Source organism: Pantoea sp. EA-12 (genome assembly GCF_030053355.1).
GTDB classification, from domain to species: Bacteria; Pseudomonadota; Gammaproteobacteria; order Enterobacterales; family Enterobacteriaceae; genus Pantoea; species Pantoea vagans_C.
Window position 1 is genome coordinate 123,905 of sequence record NZ_JASGBY010000010.1, and the last position, 15,948, is coordinate 139,852.

Consider the following 15,948-nt stretch of genomic DNA (forward strand, 5'->3'; position numbering starts at 1 on the left):
ACAAGGAGTCTTACGAATAAGGCCATTAAGACACCTGATTGCGGCGGGTAAAATCGAGCAAATCCTTACGTGTTTTTAGTCCCAGTTTATCCATGAGTCGGGATTTATAGGTACTGACGGTTTTATTACTGATTTTCATACGCGTGGCGATGGTGATAACTTCCATTCCCTCCGCCAGAAATTGCAGAACCTGAAACTCACGTGCCGATAAGCTTTGAATACGCGCCCTGTCATCTACCTGATTATCAATGACTTGTGTGTCATGCATTCTTAGCGGAAAATAGCCATAGCCCGAACTCACCGTTTTAACCGCATTAATCAGGTCTTCAAGGTTATTTTTTTTGCTGATAAAACCGTTCGCACCGATTTTCGCACTGCGAAGCGCATAGTGATCGGCATTTTTTCCACTCATGACAATAATGGGTAGTTTATAGCCAGATTTACGCAGCATATCAATGACATCAATACCGTTAATGTTGGGGATATCAATATCGAGAATTAAGATATCCGGATCATGTTGATACACTAATGGGATGACCTCAGCGCCATCTCCTGATTCAGCGATGACTTGGTAGCCTTTCCCACCCATTTGCTGTCCTACATTTCCCCACAAGTTCAGACGCGGGTTGATTTTTCCTTCCACACCTACTTTGATTTCACCAATATCACGCGTACCCGCCACGTTATTGCTTACACCGTCAAGAGATGCACCGTAGTTTGCCGTGTTGTGGATCCAGTTAGCTTCGATAAAGGGTTCGAAATCGCGTTGTTTGCCGTCATCAATGCGATTGTGACCGTTGATAAATGCCCGCACACCCAATCGGGTCGTTACATTGTTGTCACCATTAAACGTCACCTGAGTTCCATTCTGCTCGGTATGCGACTTGCTCTTTACGCCGTTCCACACCACCTGTGCTTTCGGTTGCAAGAAGTAGCTTTCACGCTCGCTTCGTTGACCCAGTTTCCAGGTATACCCCGCTTCCACCGATGCGCTCAAACCCGATGATTTGTACTTTTCTGTTGCCAACTGTTCACCGCTTACGCTGTTATCAAACCAGCTGTACTGTGCCCAGGTATCCACGTAGGTACCGGTTTTTTCAGCATCGTTTTGATACCAGGTCCCATACGCGCCAACGCTGTAACCATCCACACTGTTATCTGAGCGCGCGCCGGTCACTCTCGAGTGGGTGTTGCCCCACTGCTGCCCCTTAGCCGCCATCAGGCCAAGGTGATAACGGTCCAGGCCGTCACGGCTCCACTGAGCCACGTCGCCACCCAACTGCACCAAATAACGGTTTTCCTGCGCCTTAAGCTGTCCGCTGGTGTCGTTCAGGCGAGTATGACCGCCCACGGTGCGCAGCCACATGCTGGTCACGCGCTTTTCACCCGTCAGCGCATCGATATACTGGGTTTCACCCAAACGATCGTGCAAACGCATCATAAAAAGGTTGTTGATTGCTGCCTGGTTCGCGGCGTAGCTGCCGCTTTCTGGACGGAGCGTCGGGGTGGTTGGGCTGATGCCGCCATCACCAATGCCACCACCAGAGCCACCGGCATTGTCACCGCCACCATTGCCGTATTCACCCGCGTTTATCAGATACCAGTTTTTGCTGTTATTTTCCTCACCGCGCGCCAGGTCGTACTCGTAAGCACCAGCTACAATACGCCCGGTTTTGCTGAACTGCCCGGCAGACTCACCGTCGACGTGGACAAGCTCGATACCGTTATAGGTACGTGCGCCCCGGCCGCCGAGGTTGTTCACTGAGACGTTGGTGCTGCCACTGGTATCCCCTTCGACAATCAGTTTATTGGTTGCCGAGTTGTCATCGCCTAATACGCTATTGAAGGCAATCAAACCGTTGTTACCGTTGTAATTCCCGTGGACAGTCAGGGTGCTGGAGTGATTCTGTTCACCGGAGGAGGATACCGGATCGAAGATTACGCTGCCGTTATCCAAATCCAGCGCACCGACGGTAGAGCTGCCGTTAGTGACCCACTGTGCGCCTTTTTTGATATCTACCGAGGTAATTTCGCTGGCGTTGCCCTGCCAGGTGGCATTATCCAGGACGATGTTAGAGGTTGCCCCCTCCGCACTCACGGCGTCACCTTTCAACAAGCTGCCGTTGCTGGCAGTCACGGTGGAAATATCGCTGAGGAAACTCATCGCGTTACCGGCGAGCGCCGATACCTGCGTGGCGTTTAAATTGATTTCCCCGCCACTCATTGTCAGGGCATTGCTGTTCTGACCGCTGACATTGACCAGACTGTTTGTCGCATTCACTGTGCCACCAGACGTGACATTGATGCCATAACCTTCCAGGCCCGTGTGCTGCAATTCACTGTTGTTAAGGTTTACAGTACCCCCTTCGCTGGCACTGACCCCACCGGATTGCGCACCCGTAATTTTCAACAGACTCTGGTTGGCGTTGACGCTGGATTGTTCAGACCGCGCGGCTAAAGCCACATTATTGCTACCCTTAGTCTCAACCTGGCTGTTGCTAAGGTTGATGGCGTTGTTCCCGCCGTAGGCATAGGCGCCTTTTCCTCCTTGCCCGTTCATGACTATCAGAGTATTACTGGCATCGATCTGATTGAATGCGCCAGTTGGATCTGCGCCCAGCGCATCCAGTCCATTGGAATCATTGCCATTTATGTGGATGTCGGCATTTTTAAGCGTCATTTTGGCATTATTCTGCACACCAATACCGTCTGCGCCCCAGCGGGTTGAACCATGATCGCCGTCGGTAATAATGGTGATGCCGTCAATATCAGCCTGAGCATCGTTCAACAAATAGATGCCGCGTGAAGAATTGCCCGTGGTGTGAATGAGTGAATTATTTCCAGCTCCGTTAGGCTGAACGATAACCTCACTTGTGCTGCTCGCCCGGATACCATGCGATGAGATGCCGCTGGTCAGGATGTCTGACTCCGACAGCAATCCTTTTGCACCATAGAGAAGTTGTAATCCGTGTGCGTTACCTCCCTGTGTAGATACAGAACTATTGCCGAGGGATAAGGTACTCGCCCCTTTGATTAGTGCCCCATGAACCTGGTCCTGGGTGGTATTCAGGCTGGAGTGAGTCAACGTAATAGAAGAATTAGGGTCAGCTTCTACGGCACTGGCAATATCAACACTTCCCACCGTGCCGGTGTGATTAATGGTGACGCTGTCTGCTGTGATTATTCCTGCCGCAGATCGGATACCCGCCGAACCACGGCCAGTAACATTTATCTGAATTCCCTGACCGTTGCTGCTACGACCGGCGTTCAGGGTACCACCTGCTGCATATAAACCACTTGCTGCCCCGCCGTGAGTCGTAATTGTCCCGCCGCTAAAGTTAATGATGCTATTTGCTTCGGCTCTTATTGCATCAGCATAAGTTCCGGTTGTCATAACTGTTGTGTTCTCTGCATTAATAACACCATTGTTAAAAGCGCGTATTGCTGGAACGTTCATACTGTCAACGTTGTAGGAATCATTGGCTGTATCTTTAACGGTGTTATCGGCTGATAAGGTTTTATCAGCTGAAAATGCAAAGCTTGAGAATATGGCAAGGCTGAGTGCACTGAGCGCATAGCGCCGAGTTTGTTTTGAAGTATTCATACTTTCCCGGATAGTCGATTAGAAGTGGAAATATTGATCGCGGGAAATTTAGACAATTGCCTTGTAGGACGGAATCAGCAGGAAGGAAGTTGGTTGTAGGTATTGGACTACATTTTTCTGATATTCGGGGGATTAACGGCAATGAATGCGTGAGACGGATGATTATTGATGAATAGCTATGCCTTTTATCGCTGTACTATCATCCTTGCGCTGACATGTAGGCGACGTTTTAGACAATACTCACTCTGCATCATTAATTTTCCCCATAGCCATCAGTGGAAAAAATCACAGCACAGCGCTATCTGCTTCTTTAGGGTAAATCTCCCCTACAAGGAGATAAAACATGAGCCTCTTATCTGCCGGCAATCGCCGTGACTTTCTCACTTCTGGCATCAAGTTAACCGCTGCAGGCACTTTGCTTGGCACGGGCTTAGCCAGCCGTGCGTCCGCGGCACAAACCTGTGTGCCGGAAAATCACAGTTCGATTAATGTCAGCCATTACCTGCTGCGCAATGTCCGCCTCGAAGAAGGATTCATTCGTAAGCAGGATGTCATCACCGCGACCCGTACCGGCTTATATGATGTTGAGATCAACGGTGACCGTATCGCCGCTATCCATACCTCTGGATTTAGCAGTCCTCTTCCGGCCTGGGATGCAGGTGGCCACATTCTGCTGCCCGCCACGCGAGATATGCACATTCATCTCGATAAAACCTTCTATGGTGAAGGCTGGCGCGCCCCGCTGCCGCGCAAAAGCGTTATCGATATGATCCATCAGGAAGAGCAGATCCTGCCGGAGTTGGTGCCAACCTCCGAAATGCGGGCGGAAAAGCTGATTGGTCTACTGCAATCGAAAGGCAGTACCGAAGCGCGCAGCCACTGCAATATTGACCCGATCAGCAAACTGGAGGGTTTAGCCCATCTCCAGCAGGCCATTGCCAGTCATCGCAGTGATTTCAGCGCCAGGATTGTGGCCTTTCCTCAGCACGGCCTGTTGCGCTCACATGCCGAGGGCATGATGCGAGAGGCGATGAAAATGGGGGCTAACTATGTTGGCGGGCTGGACCCCACCAATGTGGACGGCGCGATGGAGAAGTCGCTGGATACCATGTTCAGCATCGCACTGGATTTTGCGGCCCCGATTGATATTCACCTGCATGAAACTGAGCCCCACGGCGTGGCGGCGATCCGTTACATGCTGAAAACGGTGCGTGAAAATCCGCAGCTAAAAGGCAAAGTGACGATCAGCCACGCATTCGCCTTAGGCACACTCTCGGGTAAAGAGCTGGATGCGATGATTGAGGAACTGAAGGAGCAGCAGTTCAGCATTGCCACCACAGTACCGATTGGGCGCGTCATCATGCCTTTACCGCAGCTGCGCGCCGCAGGAATTCCCGTGTGGTCAGGCACCGATACCATTGCCGACCACTGGCAGCCGTTTGGCAGTGGTAGCATGCTGGAAAAAGCCAACGTCTATTCACAGCTCTATCGTGGGCCAGATGAATTTTCACTGAGTCGTGCGCTGGGTATTGCCACTAATGAGGTGTTACCGCTGAACAGCCGAGGGGAGCAGCAATGGCCAAAAGCGCAGGATACGGCAACCATGATGCTCGTCGCTGCGAGTTGTTCGGCTGAAGCTGTTGCCCATGTCGCACCAGTAGTGGCGACATTCCATAACGGTAAGCAGGTATTTGGTAGCCTGGCGAAGGTGTAATAGTAGGGAATGACGAAATAGATGTGATAGATATATTCCGCCGCGCAAAATCTGCGCGGCAGAATTAAACATTAGCGGCTGACTTCGTGTCCGATTAAACCGCCGATGGCCGCGCCACCTAAAGTACCGAAGGTGCTGCCACCGGTTAATACGGCGCCACCGACTGCACCGACACCTGCACCAATCGCAGTGTTACGGCCACGATGCGACATACCGCAAGCGGTGACGGACAAACACACTAATGCGACAATGGCGATACTGCAGCTGCGTTTTAAAAGCATCGAAATCCTCATTACCATTATTCAATGGAATGTCATTGTTTTAATTTGATTGTTGTTAAGGCGCCAGGATATTGGCGGCTTGCACTGCTCGTCGGCGCTAATTTATGGCGAAATCGAAAATGGGGATAGGTAAAAATTCCTATTTTAAGACGGTACTGGCGAAGCGGCGAAAAGCCAGGCATTTCAGGGCCTGAGGCTCTGGTTTTAACGGTGCGCATCAATGCATACCTTACAGAGCAGAAGGCGTGGTTGAATGCTTGACGCGCAGCCTACCAACTAGTAGATTAATATTTATCCGGTTAGCCTTGGGTTATACCTGAAAGGAGGCACTGTGAATGTGATTAAATTTCCCGCTTCACGAAAGCCAATCGATGAAGCTAGCCTGAACACGCATGAAACAACAATCAGAGACGTGCGCGAATTTGCGTTAAATATCGCCTCGCAATTACGTAATGATCCAGAATTGAACAATCATGCACCCTATCTGGTTGATAAAGTCATCATGCTGCTAATAAAAGAGTCGCGGCAGTGCGAATAAAAAAAATCCGCGTAGGCGGATTTTTTATTTATCAGGAGGCGGGAAGGAGTTTATTGATGACCGGTTGCACAATCTGCAAAAAGAGGTCGGGATGATTGAAAGCGCGTGCGGCAATCATCGCGCCATGTACGGTGGCCATTACCGATTTCGCTTCAGCCGCTGCCTTCTCCTGCAGGATAAATACCCCACTCTTTTCCCCTTTGCTAAGCACCGTTGCCAGCCATTCGGACAGGTCAGAAAAATGCCCCTTCACTTCTGTGGCGACCTCTTCAGGTAAGGTGGGGAGTTCCACCGCCAGCATCACGCAAATACAGAATGGTGAACTATTTTCCCTGATACAGTTGGCCCAAAAATTGACATATCCGTTGAGCTCAGCGAGCGGATCGTTGCTGAAATGCTGACTGGTTGCCGCCATCCCTGCCCACGCTTCCTGACGGTATTCGGAGACGACGGCCTGAACCAGATCGGCCTTCGCGGGAAAATGATGATGAATACTGGCTTTGCGTATCTGCACCCTTTCCGCCAAATCCGCGTAACTAAAACTTTTATAACCGCCAGAGGTCAGCAGCGATCGGGTATGGTTGATGATTTCAATCGCTTTGGGTGAACGTTCGACACTCATGTACGGCTCCGGCTACATCATGAAAGGGCTGCAAATCAGTAAATTGGCACTGAACCTACTGACCCGCAGCCGGGTTGTCAAGGCGCTTCAGGGCGCTTACGGCTGCCCGTCATACTGCTGAACACCCCATCGCGCAGAATCAGCGCATGGAACAGCGCCGCAGCAAGATGCAGCATCACCGTTACGAACAGCGCCAGCGCAACCCACGTATGCAGCGGTCGCAGTATCGCAAAGGCGTTATTGCTGACAGCCATAATGGGCGGCAGCACAACACTGCCACCCAGGCTGACGGGGTAGCCCGCAGCGGAGAGCATTGCCCAGCCAATCAGCGGTTGACCAAGCATCATCGCGTACAGCGCCCAATGCGACAGATGCGCTAATCCTTTTTGCCAGCCTGGCAGCGTGTCGGGAAGCGCGGGTTTCGCGGTGGTAAAGCGCAGCCACAAACGCACGACCACCAGCAGCAGGATCATCACCCCCAGTGGTTTATGAATCGCCACCAGCAAACTGTGCAGTGATGACACCGAAGCAACCATGGCGACGCCGATAAACAACATGGCGAGAATCGCGGCCGCCATTAACCAGTGGATAATACGCAGAGCGGGATGGAAAGTGTCGGTACGTTTCATCATTGAGCTCCTGCCTGTTCACGGGTGCGTGCATTGTAGGATTTGGCATAGGCTGATGAACGCGCATTGAGAATGGGATCATCAGAGGCGGTGATGCCGTCTGGCAAAATCAGCGGGTCGTAGTTGATATCATTACAGGCACCCTGCTGTTGCGGTGACGTCTGAGTAATGGTCAATGTTCCGGCGTTGATCGTCTGGCGGTCCGCAGGCCAGGCCACTGAGGCGTCACTGCTTTTATCTTGCGCATTCGCCACCGTAATCAGCAGATCCCACATCAAAGGTCCTTTGACGAGACGTTGTTGCAGATCGCTTTGCAGGAAATTGCTGTCATTTTTGTCCGCCGCATTCATAGGCTGATAAGGCGCGTGTGGCACCATGCTCCAGCGCACCACGTGGCTTTGCCCGGCTTTATCGACCAGGTTAAAGGCATTGAGACTATTAAAGCGATCGCTTGCCCAACTGGATGAGGGAACATATTGCTGCGCCCAGCCGAAGAAGGGTTTGATTTCCGGGTGCTGCTGCACAAAAGCCTGAATCTTTGCCGGATCGGGCTTGCCGGTTTTCGCATCTGGCAACGTCGCCACTTGCAACTCATAAAACCCTTCCACGCTATTCACCGGGAAAAAAGGCATAGCATTCATGCCAGTACGCCACTGCTGACCGTCTTTTTGATAAAACGCCAACGCCATGCTGCGCACGGGGACTGCGTAATCCGGTGCGTTAGGGTTACCGCCCGCGATGGCAAAACGCCCGATAACGGGCGTTTCACCCGGCGCAAATAAGCCCGCCCGTGACAAGGTGCTGGCGTTACCATTCGCCGCAAAACTGCCCGTGATACACACCCCTTTCGCATGGTTGCGTCGATAGCCCGGGTGCTCGCCACCCGATTGCTGCAACACAGTAATGAGTTTATCTGACGTTAATCGCTGCGGCGTAAGCCAACCGCCCGCCCACAGCAGGAGTGCGATCGCTATTAAGGGAATAACCGCAATAAGGGCCAGACGCGTAATTTTCTGGCCAGATGATAGAGAAGGCTTGTTCATAGGTTCGCTCAACATGGCATCAAGAAGGACAAGGCACTACCCGCGTGGTGTTAACCGCGCGTGATAATCAATTCACCGTGATCAGTGGCGGTTTTTCTGTGAATTCTTACCCAACCTACCAGTAGGTAGTTTAGGTTGTCAAACGAATTTAATTTCGCGAGGAGCTATCAAGGGCGGCCTGAAGGTCGCGCCCTAAAGTTGGGGAAGTTATTCTTCTTCGTGCGGGATATAACTGCTCTTCATTGGCGCAACCACTACGTTCACGCCGAGATCTTGCAGGCGACGCAAAATGGGAACCGGCGTGCCTTGGTTAACAATTACCACATCAAACTCGCTGAGGTGAGCAAAACGGTGCAGCGCCCGGCGTTCAAATTTGGTGTTATCCATCATCAGAATGCGTTTTTGCGCGGCATCAAACATCGCGCGTTTGGTTTCCACGGTTTCAGCAGATTGGTGGAATACCGCATCATCGATAATTGCCGACATACTGACGAAAAACACATCGGCGCGCAGGCTGGCGATTTCCTCACGCGTCATCCGCCCCATAAAGGCGTTACACCAGTGATAAAACTGCCCACCCAACCCCATCAGCGTGATGTCTCGTCCGTTACGCAGCTCATTCATCAGCGTCAGTGAGTTGGTGATCACGGTAAGAGGCGCTCGGGCAGATAATAAACGCGCCATCTGCAGCACTGTGGTGGAATCATCGAGGAAAATCGCCTGCCCCGGCTCAAGATAGGTGGCGGCCACTTCGGCAATCGCCTGCTTCTCTTCCAGCTGTCGCGTGGCGCGATAGATATCACTGGATTCAACCAGGCTGGTTGAGGTGGCTGACACCACGCCGCGTGATTTATGCAGTAACCCGCGCTCGACCATCTCATCAATATCACGGTGCGCGGTCATCAGGCTGATGCCGAAACGCTCAGTGATATCTTCAATACGAATCGCACCTTCTGCCATAACCGCTTCTGCAATCAGCTGGCGTCGCGCCAGTTGCCGCGCTTGTCGGCTATCGCTGGGTAAGGGTTCGGCCATGAATACGTTTAGAGAAGAGTCCTGCGGGTTGTGCGCCATGTTTCGTCCGGGAAAGTGATGCAGAAATGCGGGTTCGTCATGATTACAACGCGGAAATGGGCTTTTTGCAAACAAACTGCATTTAATGCGAGGAACTCAGTGCGCATTAATGCGCACCTTACAGCTCATGCCGGAACCAGGTGCGCATCATGCGCACCCAACGTTGTAGGGTCGCCATTCATGGCGACCGCCATCCATCACTGCTTCAACACAAACGGTGACACGAAATTGCCCGCGTTCTCTTTGGTGATCAGAATACAGTCAAACAGCTGTTTCTCAGACGCTGCACCGGTTTTGCCAGTCTTAAGGAAACTATCCGCCTGCTCTACCGCTTTCTGCGCGAACTGTGCCACCGGTTGCATCACGGTATAGGCCAGGGTTCCGGCTTTTACCGCATCCACCGCATCCGGTGAACCATCAAAACCCCCGACTTTAATCTGATTCAGCTTGCCTGCTTCCTTCAGCGCCGCGATCGCACCCAGCGCCATCTCATCGTTACCGCTGATCACGCCTTTGATATTCGGGTTAGCCTGCAGCAATGACTGCATTTTGTTGAAGCCCTGAGTACGGTCCCAGTTTGCCACTTCCTGACCGACCTTTTTCAGCGTCGGATACTGCGACAACACGGTATCAAAACCGTTAGCGCGGGTCGCGGCGTTATTGTCCGAAGGCGGCCCCACCAGCTCAACATAGTTAGCGGTATCGCCCACTTGTTTTACCCACTCCATCGCGCCCACGGCGGCACCTTGCGCATTGTTAGACACCAGTTGTGCTTTCGCCAATCCACTCTGATTTAACTCCGCATTGATGATGAAAACCGGGATATTCGCCGCGATGGCTTTTTTCACCGATCCCACCGATCCGTCCGCGTTCGCTGGATCGAGGATAATCGCTTTAGACTTGTTGGTGATCGCGGTATCGATCAGCTGACTTTCGGTGTTGGTATCACCTTTATGGGCACTGACTTTGGCACTGTAGCCCAGCTTCTCAGCGGCTTTTTGCGCCACCTGACCTTCTGTTAGCCAGTAGGGATTGGATGGATCGTTAACGATGATGGTCATCAATCCGTTGTCCGCCCAGGTCGGTGCGGCAAAGGTGGTGATGGCCATGGCGGCTGCGGCAATAAACAAACGTTTAGTGAACATAGGTGCTCCGTTATTATTTAGGGTACAGGTTTTACGGATAACCGCGCGCTGCCAAACAGCGCGCGTGAGTTAGCGACCGCGCCTGCCGTATTGCAAAGTATTGAGCAATACCGCCAGCACAATCACGGCGCCAGTGAACACCGTCTGCCAGTAAGCAGAGACGCCGATAATCACTAAGCCATCAGAGAGAAAACCGATAACAAAGGCGCCCAACAGGGTGCCGCGCACGTTACCGCGCCCCCCCGTCAACGCCGCACCGCCAATCACCACCGCAGCAATCGCTGTCAGCTCATAGGTGGTGCCCGCCGTGGGCCCGGCCGAAGTCAGCTGTGATGAGAGCACCAGCCCCGCCATCGCAGCGCAAATACCGGAAAGAACATAGACGCTGATTTTGATGCGTTTCACCGGCACGCCAGAGAGATCGGCGGCGCGTTCATTACCACCAGAGGCATACAGCCAGCGGCCAAATGCTGAACGGCTGAGCAGGAATCCGCAGGCCAAAGCCACCACGCCCAGCACCAGCACGCCAACCGGAACGTTGAAGATGCGGTTGAATCCCAGCCAGTCAAAGCCAGTGTTGCCGAGCGCTTCGCTGCCAGAGAGTTTGTTGTAGGTCAGGCCGTTGGTGATCAACAGCGCAATTCCGCGCGCCACATACATGGTGCCAAGGGTCGCGACAAAGGCTGGCACTCGGAACCAGGCGATCAGCACCCCGTTCACCAGTCCCACCAGCGCACCCATCACCAGCGTCAAAATCGCCACCGCCCATACCGGCAGATACAGCACCACGCCAAGCGCTTCAAGGTTGATGCCCTGCATCATAAAACCGGCCATGACACCGGCGAGGCCCAGCGTCGATCCCACGGATAAATCGATGCCACCGTTAAGGATCACCAGCAGCATGCCAATCGCAGGTAAGCCAAAGATCGCCACATGTGACGCCATCGTCAAGAAGTTGGCACCGGTGAAGTAGTTGGGTGAAAGCAGAGAAAAAGTGGCGATGATTACCAGCAGCGCAATAAAGGCGCGCCCTTCCAGCAACAATCGTGCGAGATTAAGGCTTTTATCGGCTTTCTTTTTCACAGCAACTGGCGGCGAATCCAGCGTTTGGGTTCTGTCTGTCATACCGTTTGCTCCGTTTTTCATGTCATGCCACCAGAGACTCGCCTGAAGCGGCCATAATGCGTTCTTTACTCACGCTGGAATCAAAGATGGCGTTGATGCGCCCTTTGCTCATCACCACAATGCGATGGGCAATGCTCAGGCACTCGCCAACTTCCGAAGTGGTGTACACCACTGCCAGCCCCTTTTTGGCGTTCTCCGCCAGCAGACGAAAGACCTCCGCTTTGGCACCGATATCGATGCCGCGACTCGGCTCATCCAACAGAATGACTTTGGGACGGGTGGCCAGCATTTTGCCGATCACCACTTTTTGCTGATTCCCACCGGAGAGCGAACCGATAGCCGCCTCACCGCCCGCTGTTTTGACCGTCACGTTGCGGATACTGTCCGTTACCAGTTGTTTCTCACGGCGCGGCGACAGCACCAGCCCGCGCACGAATTCGCTGATACTGGCGAGCGACAAGTTCTCACCGACTGACATGGTTTGAACCAGACCATCGCGCTGCCGGTCTTCCGGCACCAGCGCAAGGCCGATTTGAATGCGTTGCTGGATGGTCAGTTTGGACACTTCAGTATCCTGCAGCAGAATCTGACCGCTGGTTTGATGTAATCTTCCGGCGATACACTCCAGTAACTCGGTACGTCCGGCGCCCATCAGTCCGTAGATGCAGACAATCTCACCGGCTTTGACGCTCAGAGATAAATTGTCCACCAGCCGAATGCCGGTTTTACTTTTCAGCGTCAGGTCTTGTACTTTCAACGCCGATTCTCCAAAGGCGTAGCCTTCCGGCGGCGAGCCGAGATCAAAGTGATCGCCGACCATGTTGCGCACGATCCATTCGAGATCGATCTCATCGCGTTTGGCGTAAGCGGTCATCACACCGTCACGCAGCACCACGGCGCGATCGGTGATCTCCAGCGCCTCTTCAAGATGGTGTGAGATATACACAATCGCCACGCCCTGGCTGGTGAGGTCGCGTATCACCTGAAACAGCACCGCCACTTCTGTTGCGCTCAAAGCGGAGGTCGGTTCGTCCATGATCAAAATCTGCGAGTTGACCGAGAGCGCGCGGGCGATTTCGACAATCTGCTGCTGCCCAAGCCGCAAATTCTCCACGGGCGTCAGCGGGTCGATCTCCTCCTCCAGCGCGGCCATCAGATGAGCCGTGATACGTGCCTCTTCGGCATAGTCCACGCCGCCAGGCTTCATGATTTCCCGACCCATGAAGATGTTGTCGCGCACGTTCATGTTGGGTGCGAGGTTCAGCTCCTGATGGATAATCGAGATGCCGCAGTCTCGCGCTTCCGTCGCCGAACGAAACACTTTTTCTTCGCCGTTGTAACGAATTTCCCCGGATGTTGGCGTAATCACGCCTGACAAGATCTTCATCAGCGTCGATTTACCCGCGCCGTTTTCACCAAACAGCGTGGTGACTTCGCCACGACGAATTTCGAAATTCACGCCTTTCAGCGCATGGGTTGAGCCGTACACTTTGCTAATGTTGCGGGCTTCGAGGATCACTTCGCCTTTCAGCAAGGCAGGATTGACGTTGAACGGTTTCATTTCACCTCCACGCTGACCGGAGTCACCATCCAGTTGGTGGGCGTTAACAGCCTGAACACCCCCACCACCTGCACGGTTTTGCCTGGCAGCGTCTCGCGATCCAACTTATCCAGCACTTTGGCTTTCATGGCGCGATTAATCGCCGAACCGGCATTCTGATACTCAATTTGGTTGGTAAAATCGCCGAACTGGATTTTGCCGCTGGCATCGCGTAAATCCGTGCCGGTAATGGCGGGCCCGGTTTGCAAGCGCACCTGGTTACCATCAGGTAATCCTTCCACTTTAAGTGGGAAGATGCCCATCTGACCCGGCTGCACCACACCTTCCAGCTTCACCGCGATCACCGGTAGCGGCGAACCCACGCCATATTTCTGCACCGCTTCCTGCTGATTCGCTTTTAACGCGTCAGCGAGGGTTTTCGCGTCCACGGCGCGCGCTTCCACATCCTGCTGGATGCCTGGGAAAGTTTTCTGGCCGTAGCTATCCGGCGAGAAACCTTGTTCTTGCGCATCCTGCTCTGAACCGATCTTCACCACTTTGGTATCCAGCGCCATGGCGGCAATCACCGCCACGACCACCACCGCCAAAAGGGTGTAGCGGCGTGCGCGCTTTCGGGAGAGTTGCTGTGCAAGCATCGAGACATCGGACATACGTGACCTCTCACTGTTAACTGCTGCGATAATCCGCCGCGTTAAATGTTATAAATGTGATAACTTGTGTGATGAGAATTGTTCTGGTGTGACTAAATTGTCAACAGAGCAAGCGCAATTTTTTCAGGAGGGAGATCTGGATCGCTAATTTAGCCACTTCACGATGCCTTAAGTGAAAACCCCGCCATACAACTCTTTCAGTCACCTAATTCCAATTCAACCTGTAGGGATTACCCTCGTTTTTCGTGATCGGAATCGCTAACTGAAATGAAATTTATTCGATTTATAGAAAAATAATACAAACGATATGTTATCTCCGTGAGAAGTGGTGTAAGACATTATTTAGCAAATTCATCACAGGGAATTAACACAGCGTGATGACTTAACTCTTCTTCTCCCGGAGGTGTACGTGAGTAACGGCGATATCATTTTGGGTCTGGATTCCGGCACCTCAGTGGTTAAAGCGGTGGCGTTTGATTTGGAAGGCACGCAGTTGGCCTGTGCCTCGGTGCGCAACCGCTATTACCGCAGTGAAGGCGGTGCGGCACAGCAATCCATGACGCAAACCTGGCAGGATGCCGTCGGTGCAATACGTAAACTGGCCGAGCGCGTGGAGAATCTGGCGGCTCGCGTGGTAGCCGTGGCGGTGACGGCACAAGGTGATGGCACCTGGCTGGTGGGAAAAGATAACCAACCGGTCGACGATGCCTGGATTTGGTTGGATGCCAGAGCGGCGCACACCGTCGACACTTTAAATCAACATGCTCTTGCGGGTGAGCGCTTCAAAGCCACCGGCACCGGGCTCAATACCTGCCAGCAAGGATCGCAAATGGCGCATATGGATCGCCACTACCCTGAGCTGCTGGCTAAGAGCGAAGTCGCACTGCACTGCAAAGACTGGCTTTACCTCAATCTGACCGGCATTCGCGCCACCGACCCTTCAGAAGCCAGCTTCACCTTTGGCAATTTCCGCACCCAACGTTATGACGACACGGTGATCGCCGCGCTGGGATTAGAACAGCACCGCCATTTGCTGCCGGAGATTATCGACGGTACGCAAATAACGCATCCGCTCACCGCTGACGCTGCGAATCAGACCGGACTGCGTGCGGGCACGCCGGTTTCACTGGGCTACGTCGATATGGCGATGACCGCGCTCGGTGCCGGCGTACACACCGGCGAAACCAATACCGCTTGCTCTATTGTTGGTTCCACCGGTGTACATCTGCGCAGCGTCACCATTGATGACGTCTGGCTTAACCCTGCACAAACCGGCTATGTGATCCCGCTGCCGTGGCCCGGTTATGTTACGCAAGTGCAGACCAATATGGCCTCCACCCTGAACCTTGACTGGCTGCTGAATGTGGCCAGCGAGTTGTTAAGTGGTTTCGGCTGCGAAGTCGATCACGCCCGTCTGGTGGCGCATATCGATCAGTGGCTGAACAACGCGCAGCCCGGCACGCTGCTGTTCCACCCTTATATCTCGATTGCTGGCGAGCGGGGCCCGTTCGTGAACGCCGATGCACGGGCCAGCTTTACCGGGCTCAATTACCAACACAACTTCGGCGATCTGGTGCGTGGCGTCATTGAAGGGATTGGCATGGCTGCGCGCGACTGTTATCAGGCGATGGGAAGCACATTGCCGGGCGAGATCCGCCTCACTGGCGGCGCGGTGCGCTCTCAGCCACTGCGTCAGATTCTCTCATCGTGTATTGGCGCGCCGGTGCGCATCAGCCAGCGTGATGAAGCCGGCGCCGCGGGTGCTGCCATGATGGCCGCCGTGGCGATAGGTGCTTACCCTTCCATGGCGCAGTGCGTCGAGACTTGGGTGCGTCCGCTTCTCGATGCGCCTGAGCCTCCGTCCGCTGAACTGTCTCAACGCTATAACCAGCTGTATCCCCACTATCAGCAGATCCGCAGCGATCTTCCTGCCGCCTGGCAGGCGCTGAACACGTTTTAAGG

At 53.4% G+C, this 15,948-nt stretch carries 13 protein-coding genes and 1 pseudogene; 3 read left to right on the top strand and 11 right to left on the bottom strand.

The window, feature by feature from the left end; translation table 11 throughout:
* Nucleotides 1-25 precede the first annotated feature (25 nt).
* Both QMZ30_RS25915 and QMZ30_RS16205 read right to left on the bottom strand, forming a co-directional pair.
* Complete coding sequence (locus QMZ30_RS25915; RefSeq protein ID WP_502921487.1) at nucleotides 26-589, bottom strand: response regulator; 564 nt, start codon at nucleotides 587-589, stop codon at nucleotides 26-28.
* Nucleotides 590-610: 21 nt separating this feature from the next.
* Nucleotides 611-3,604 (bottom strand): annotated as a pseudogene (locus QMZ30_RS16205) (autotransporter outer membrane beta-barrel domain-containing protein); the annotation flags it as partial.
* Nucleotides 3,605-3,947: 343 nt separating this feature from the next.
* On the opposite strand from QMZ30_RS16205, the gene QMZ30_RS16210 reads away from it, so the two are divergent.
* Nucleotides 3,948-5,318, top strand: a complete 1,371-nt coding sequence (locus tag QMZ30_RS16210) for an amidohydrolase (RefSeq protein WP_283228161.1) — start codon at nucleotides 3,948-3,950, stop codon at nucleotides 5,316-5,318.
* Between the two features lie 71 nt (nucleotides 5,319-5,389).
* Here QMZ30_RS16210 and QMZ30_RS16215 read toward each other — a convergent pair whose 3' ends face one another.
* Complete coding sequence (locus QMZ30_RS16215) at nucleotides 5,390-5,599, bottom strand: YMGG-like glycine zipper-containing protein (protein WP_034823502.1); 210 nt, start codon at nucleotides 5,597-5,599, stop codon at nucleotides 5,390-5,392.
* A 331-nt stretch (nucleotides 5,600-5,930) separates the two neighbouring features.
* Between QMZ30_RS16215 and QMZ30_RS16220 the strand changes: the two genes are divergently transcribed.
* Nucleotides 5,931-6,137, top strand: coding sequence for a hypothetical protein (locus QMZ30_RS16220; protein WP_283228162.1), 207 nt, complete (start codon nucleotides 5,931-5,933; stop codon nucleotides 6,135-6,137).
* A gap of 31 nt (nucleotides 6,138-6,168) precedes the next feature.
* Here QMZ30_RS16220 and QMZ30_RS16225 read toward each other — a convergent pair whose 3' ends face one another.
* The 8 genes from QMZ30_RS16225 to QMZ30_RS16260 all read right to left on the bottom strand — a co-directional run bounded on the left by QMZ30_RS16225 (nucleotide 6,169) and on the right by QMZ30_RS16260 (nucleotide 13,986).
* Nucleotides 6,169-6,759: a TetR/AcrR family transcriptional regulator gene (locus QMZ30_RS16225; RefSeq protein ID WP_283228163.1), complete on the bottom strand. Its 591-nt coding sequence runs from the start codon at nucleotides 6,757-6,759 to the stop codon at nucleotides 6,169-6,171.
* A gap of 77 nt (nucleotides 6,760-6,836) precedes the next feature.
* On the bottom strand, nucleotides 6,837-7,388 hold the full coding sequence (locus tag QMZ30_RS16230) for a cytochrome b (protein ID WP_283228226.1): 552 nt from the start codon (nucleotides 7,386-7,388) through the stop codon (nucleotides 6,837-6,839).
* Nucleotides 7,388-8,431, bottom strand: a complete 1,044-nt coding sequence (locus tag QMZ30_RS16235; protein WP_283228164.1) for a catalase family peroxidase — start codon at nucleotides 8,429-8,431, stop codon at nucleotides 7,388-7,390. Before QMZ30_RS16235 ends, QMZ30_RS16230 begins: the two co-directional genes overlap by 1 nt.
* 207 nt (nucleotides 8,432-8,638) lie before the next feature.
* Entirely contained in the window at nucleotides 8,639-9,505 is an 867-nt protein-coding gene (locus QMZ30_RS16240; RefSeq protein WP_283228165.1) for a DeoR/GlpR family DNA-binding transcription regulator, read from the bottom strand.
* Between the two features lie 197 nt (nucleotides 9,506-9,702).
* A complete protein-coding gene (locus tag QMZ30_RS16245; protein WP_034823484.1) occupies nucleotides 9,703-10,650 on the bottom strand; it encodes a D-ribose ABC transporter substrate-binding protein in 948 nt (315 codons plus the stop codon).
* 69 nt (nucleotides 10,651-10,719) lie between these two features.
* Nucleotides 10,720-11,775 (bottom strand): ABC transporter permease, encoded by a 1,056-nt coding sequence (locus QMZ30_RS16250; protein ID WP_039328688.1) that lies wholly within the window; start codon nucleotides 11,773-11,775, stop codon nucleotides 10,720-10,722.
* A 22-nt stretch (nucleotides 11,776-11,797) separates the two neighbouring features.
* Nucleotides 11,798-13,336 carry a sugar ABC transporter ATP-binding protein gene (locus tag QMZ30_RS16255; RefSeq protein ID WP_052205928.1) on the bottom strand — a complete coding sequence of 513 codons (1,539 nt, stop codon included), beginning with the start codon at nucleotides 13,334-13,336 and terminating at the stop codon, nucleotides 11,798-11,800.
* Nucleotides 13,333-13,986 (bottom strand): DUF2291 domain-containing protein, encoded by a 654-nt coding sequence (locus QMZ30_RS16260; RefSeq protein ID WP_283228166.1) that lies wholly within the window; start codon nucleotides 13,984-13,986, stop codon nucleotides 13,333-13,335. Before QMZ30_RS16260 ends, QMZ30_RS16255 begins: the two co-directional genes overlap by 4 nt.
* A gap of 409 nt (nucleotides 13,987-14,395) precedes the next feature.
* On the opposite strand from QMZ30_RS16260, the gene QMZ30_RS16265 reads away from it, so the two are divergent.
* On the top strand, nucleotides 14,396-15,946 hold the full coding sequence (locus QMZ30_RS16265) for an FGGY-family carbohydrate kinase (protein WP_283228167.1): 1,551 nt from the start codon (nucleotides 14,396-14,398) through the stop codon (nucleotides 15,944-15,946).
* The last annotated feature ends 2 nt before the right edge of the window (nucleotides 15,947-15,948 follow it).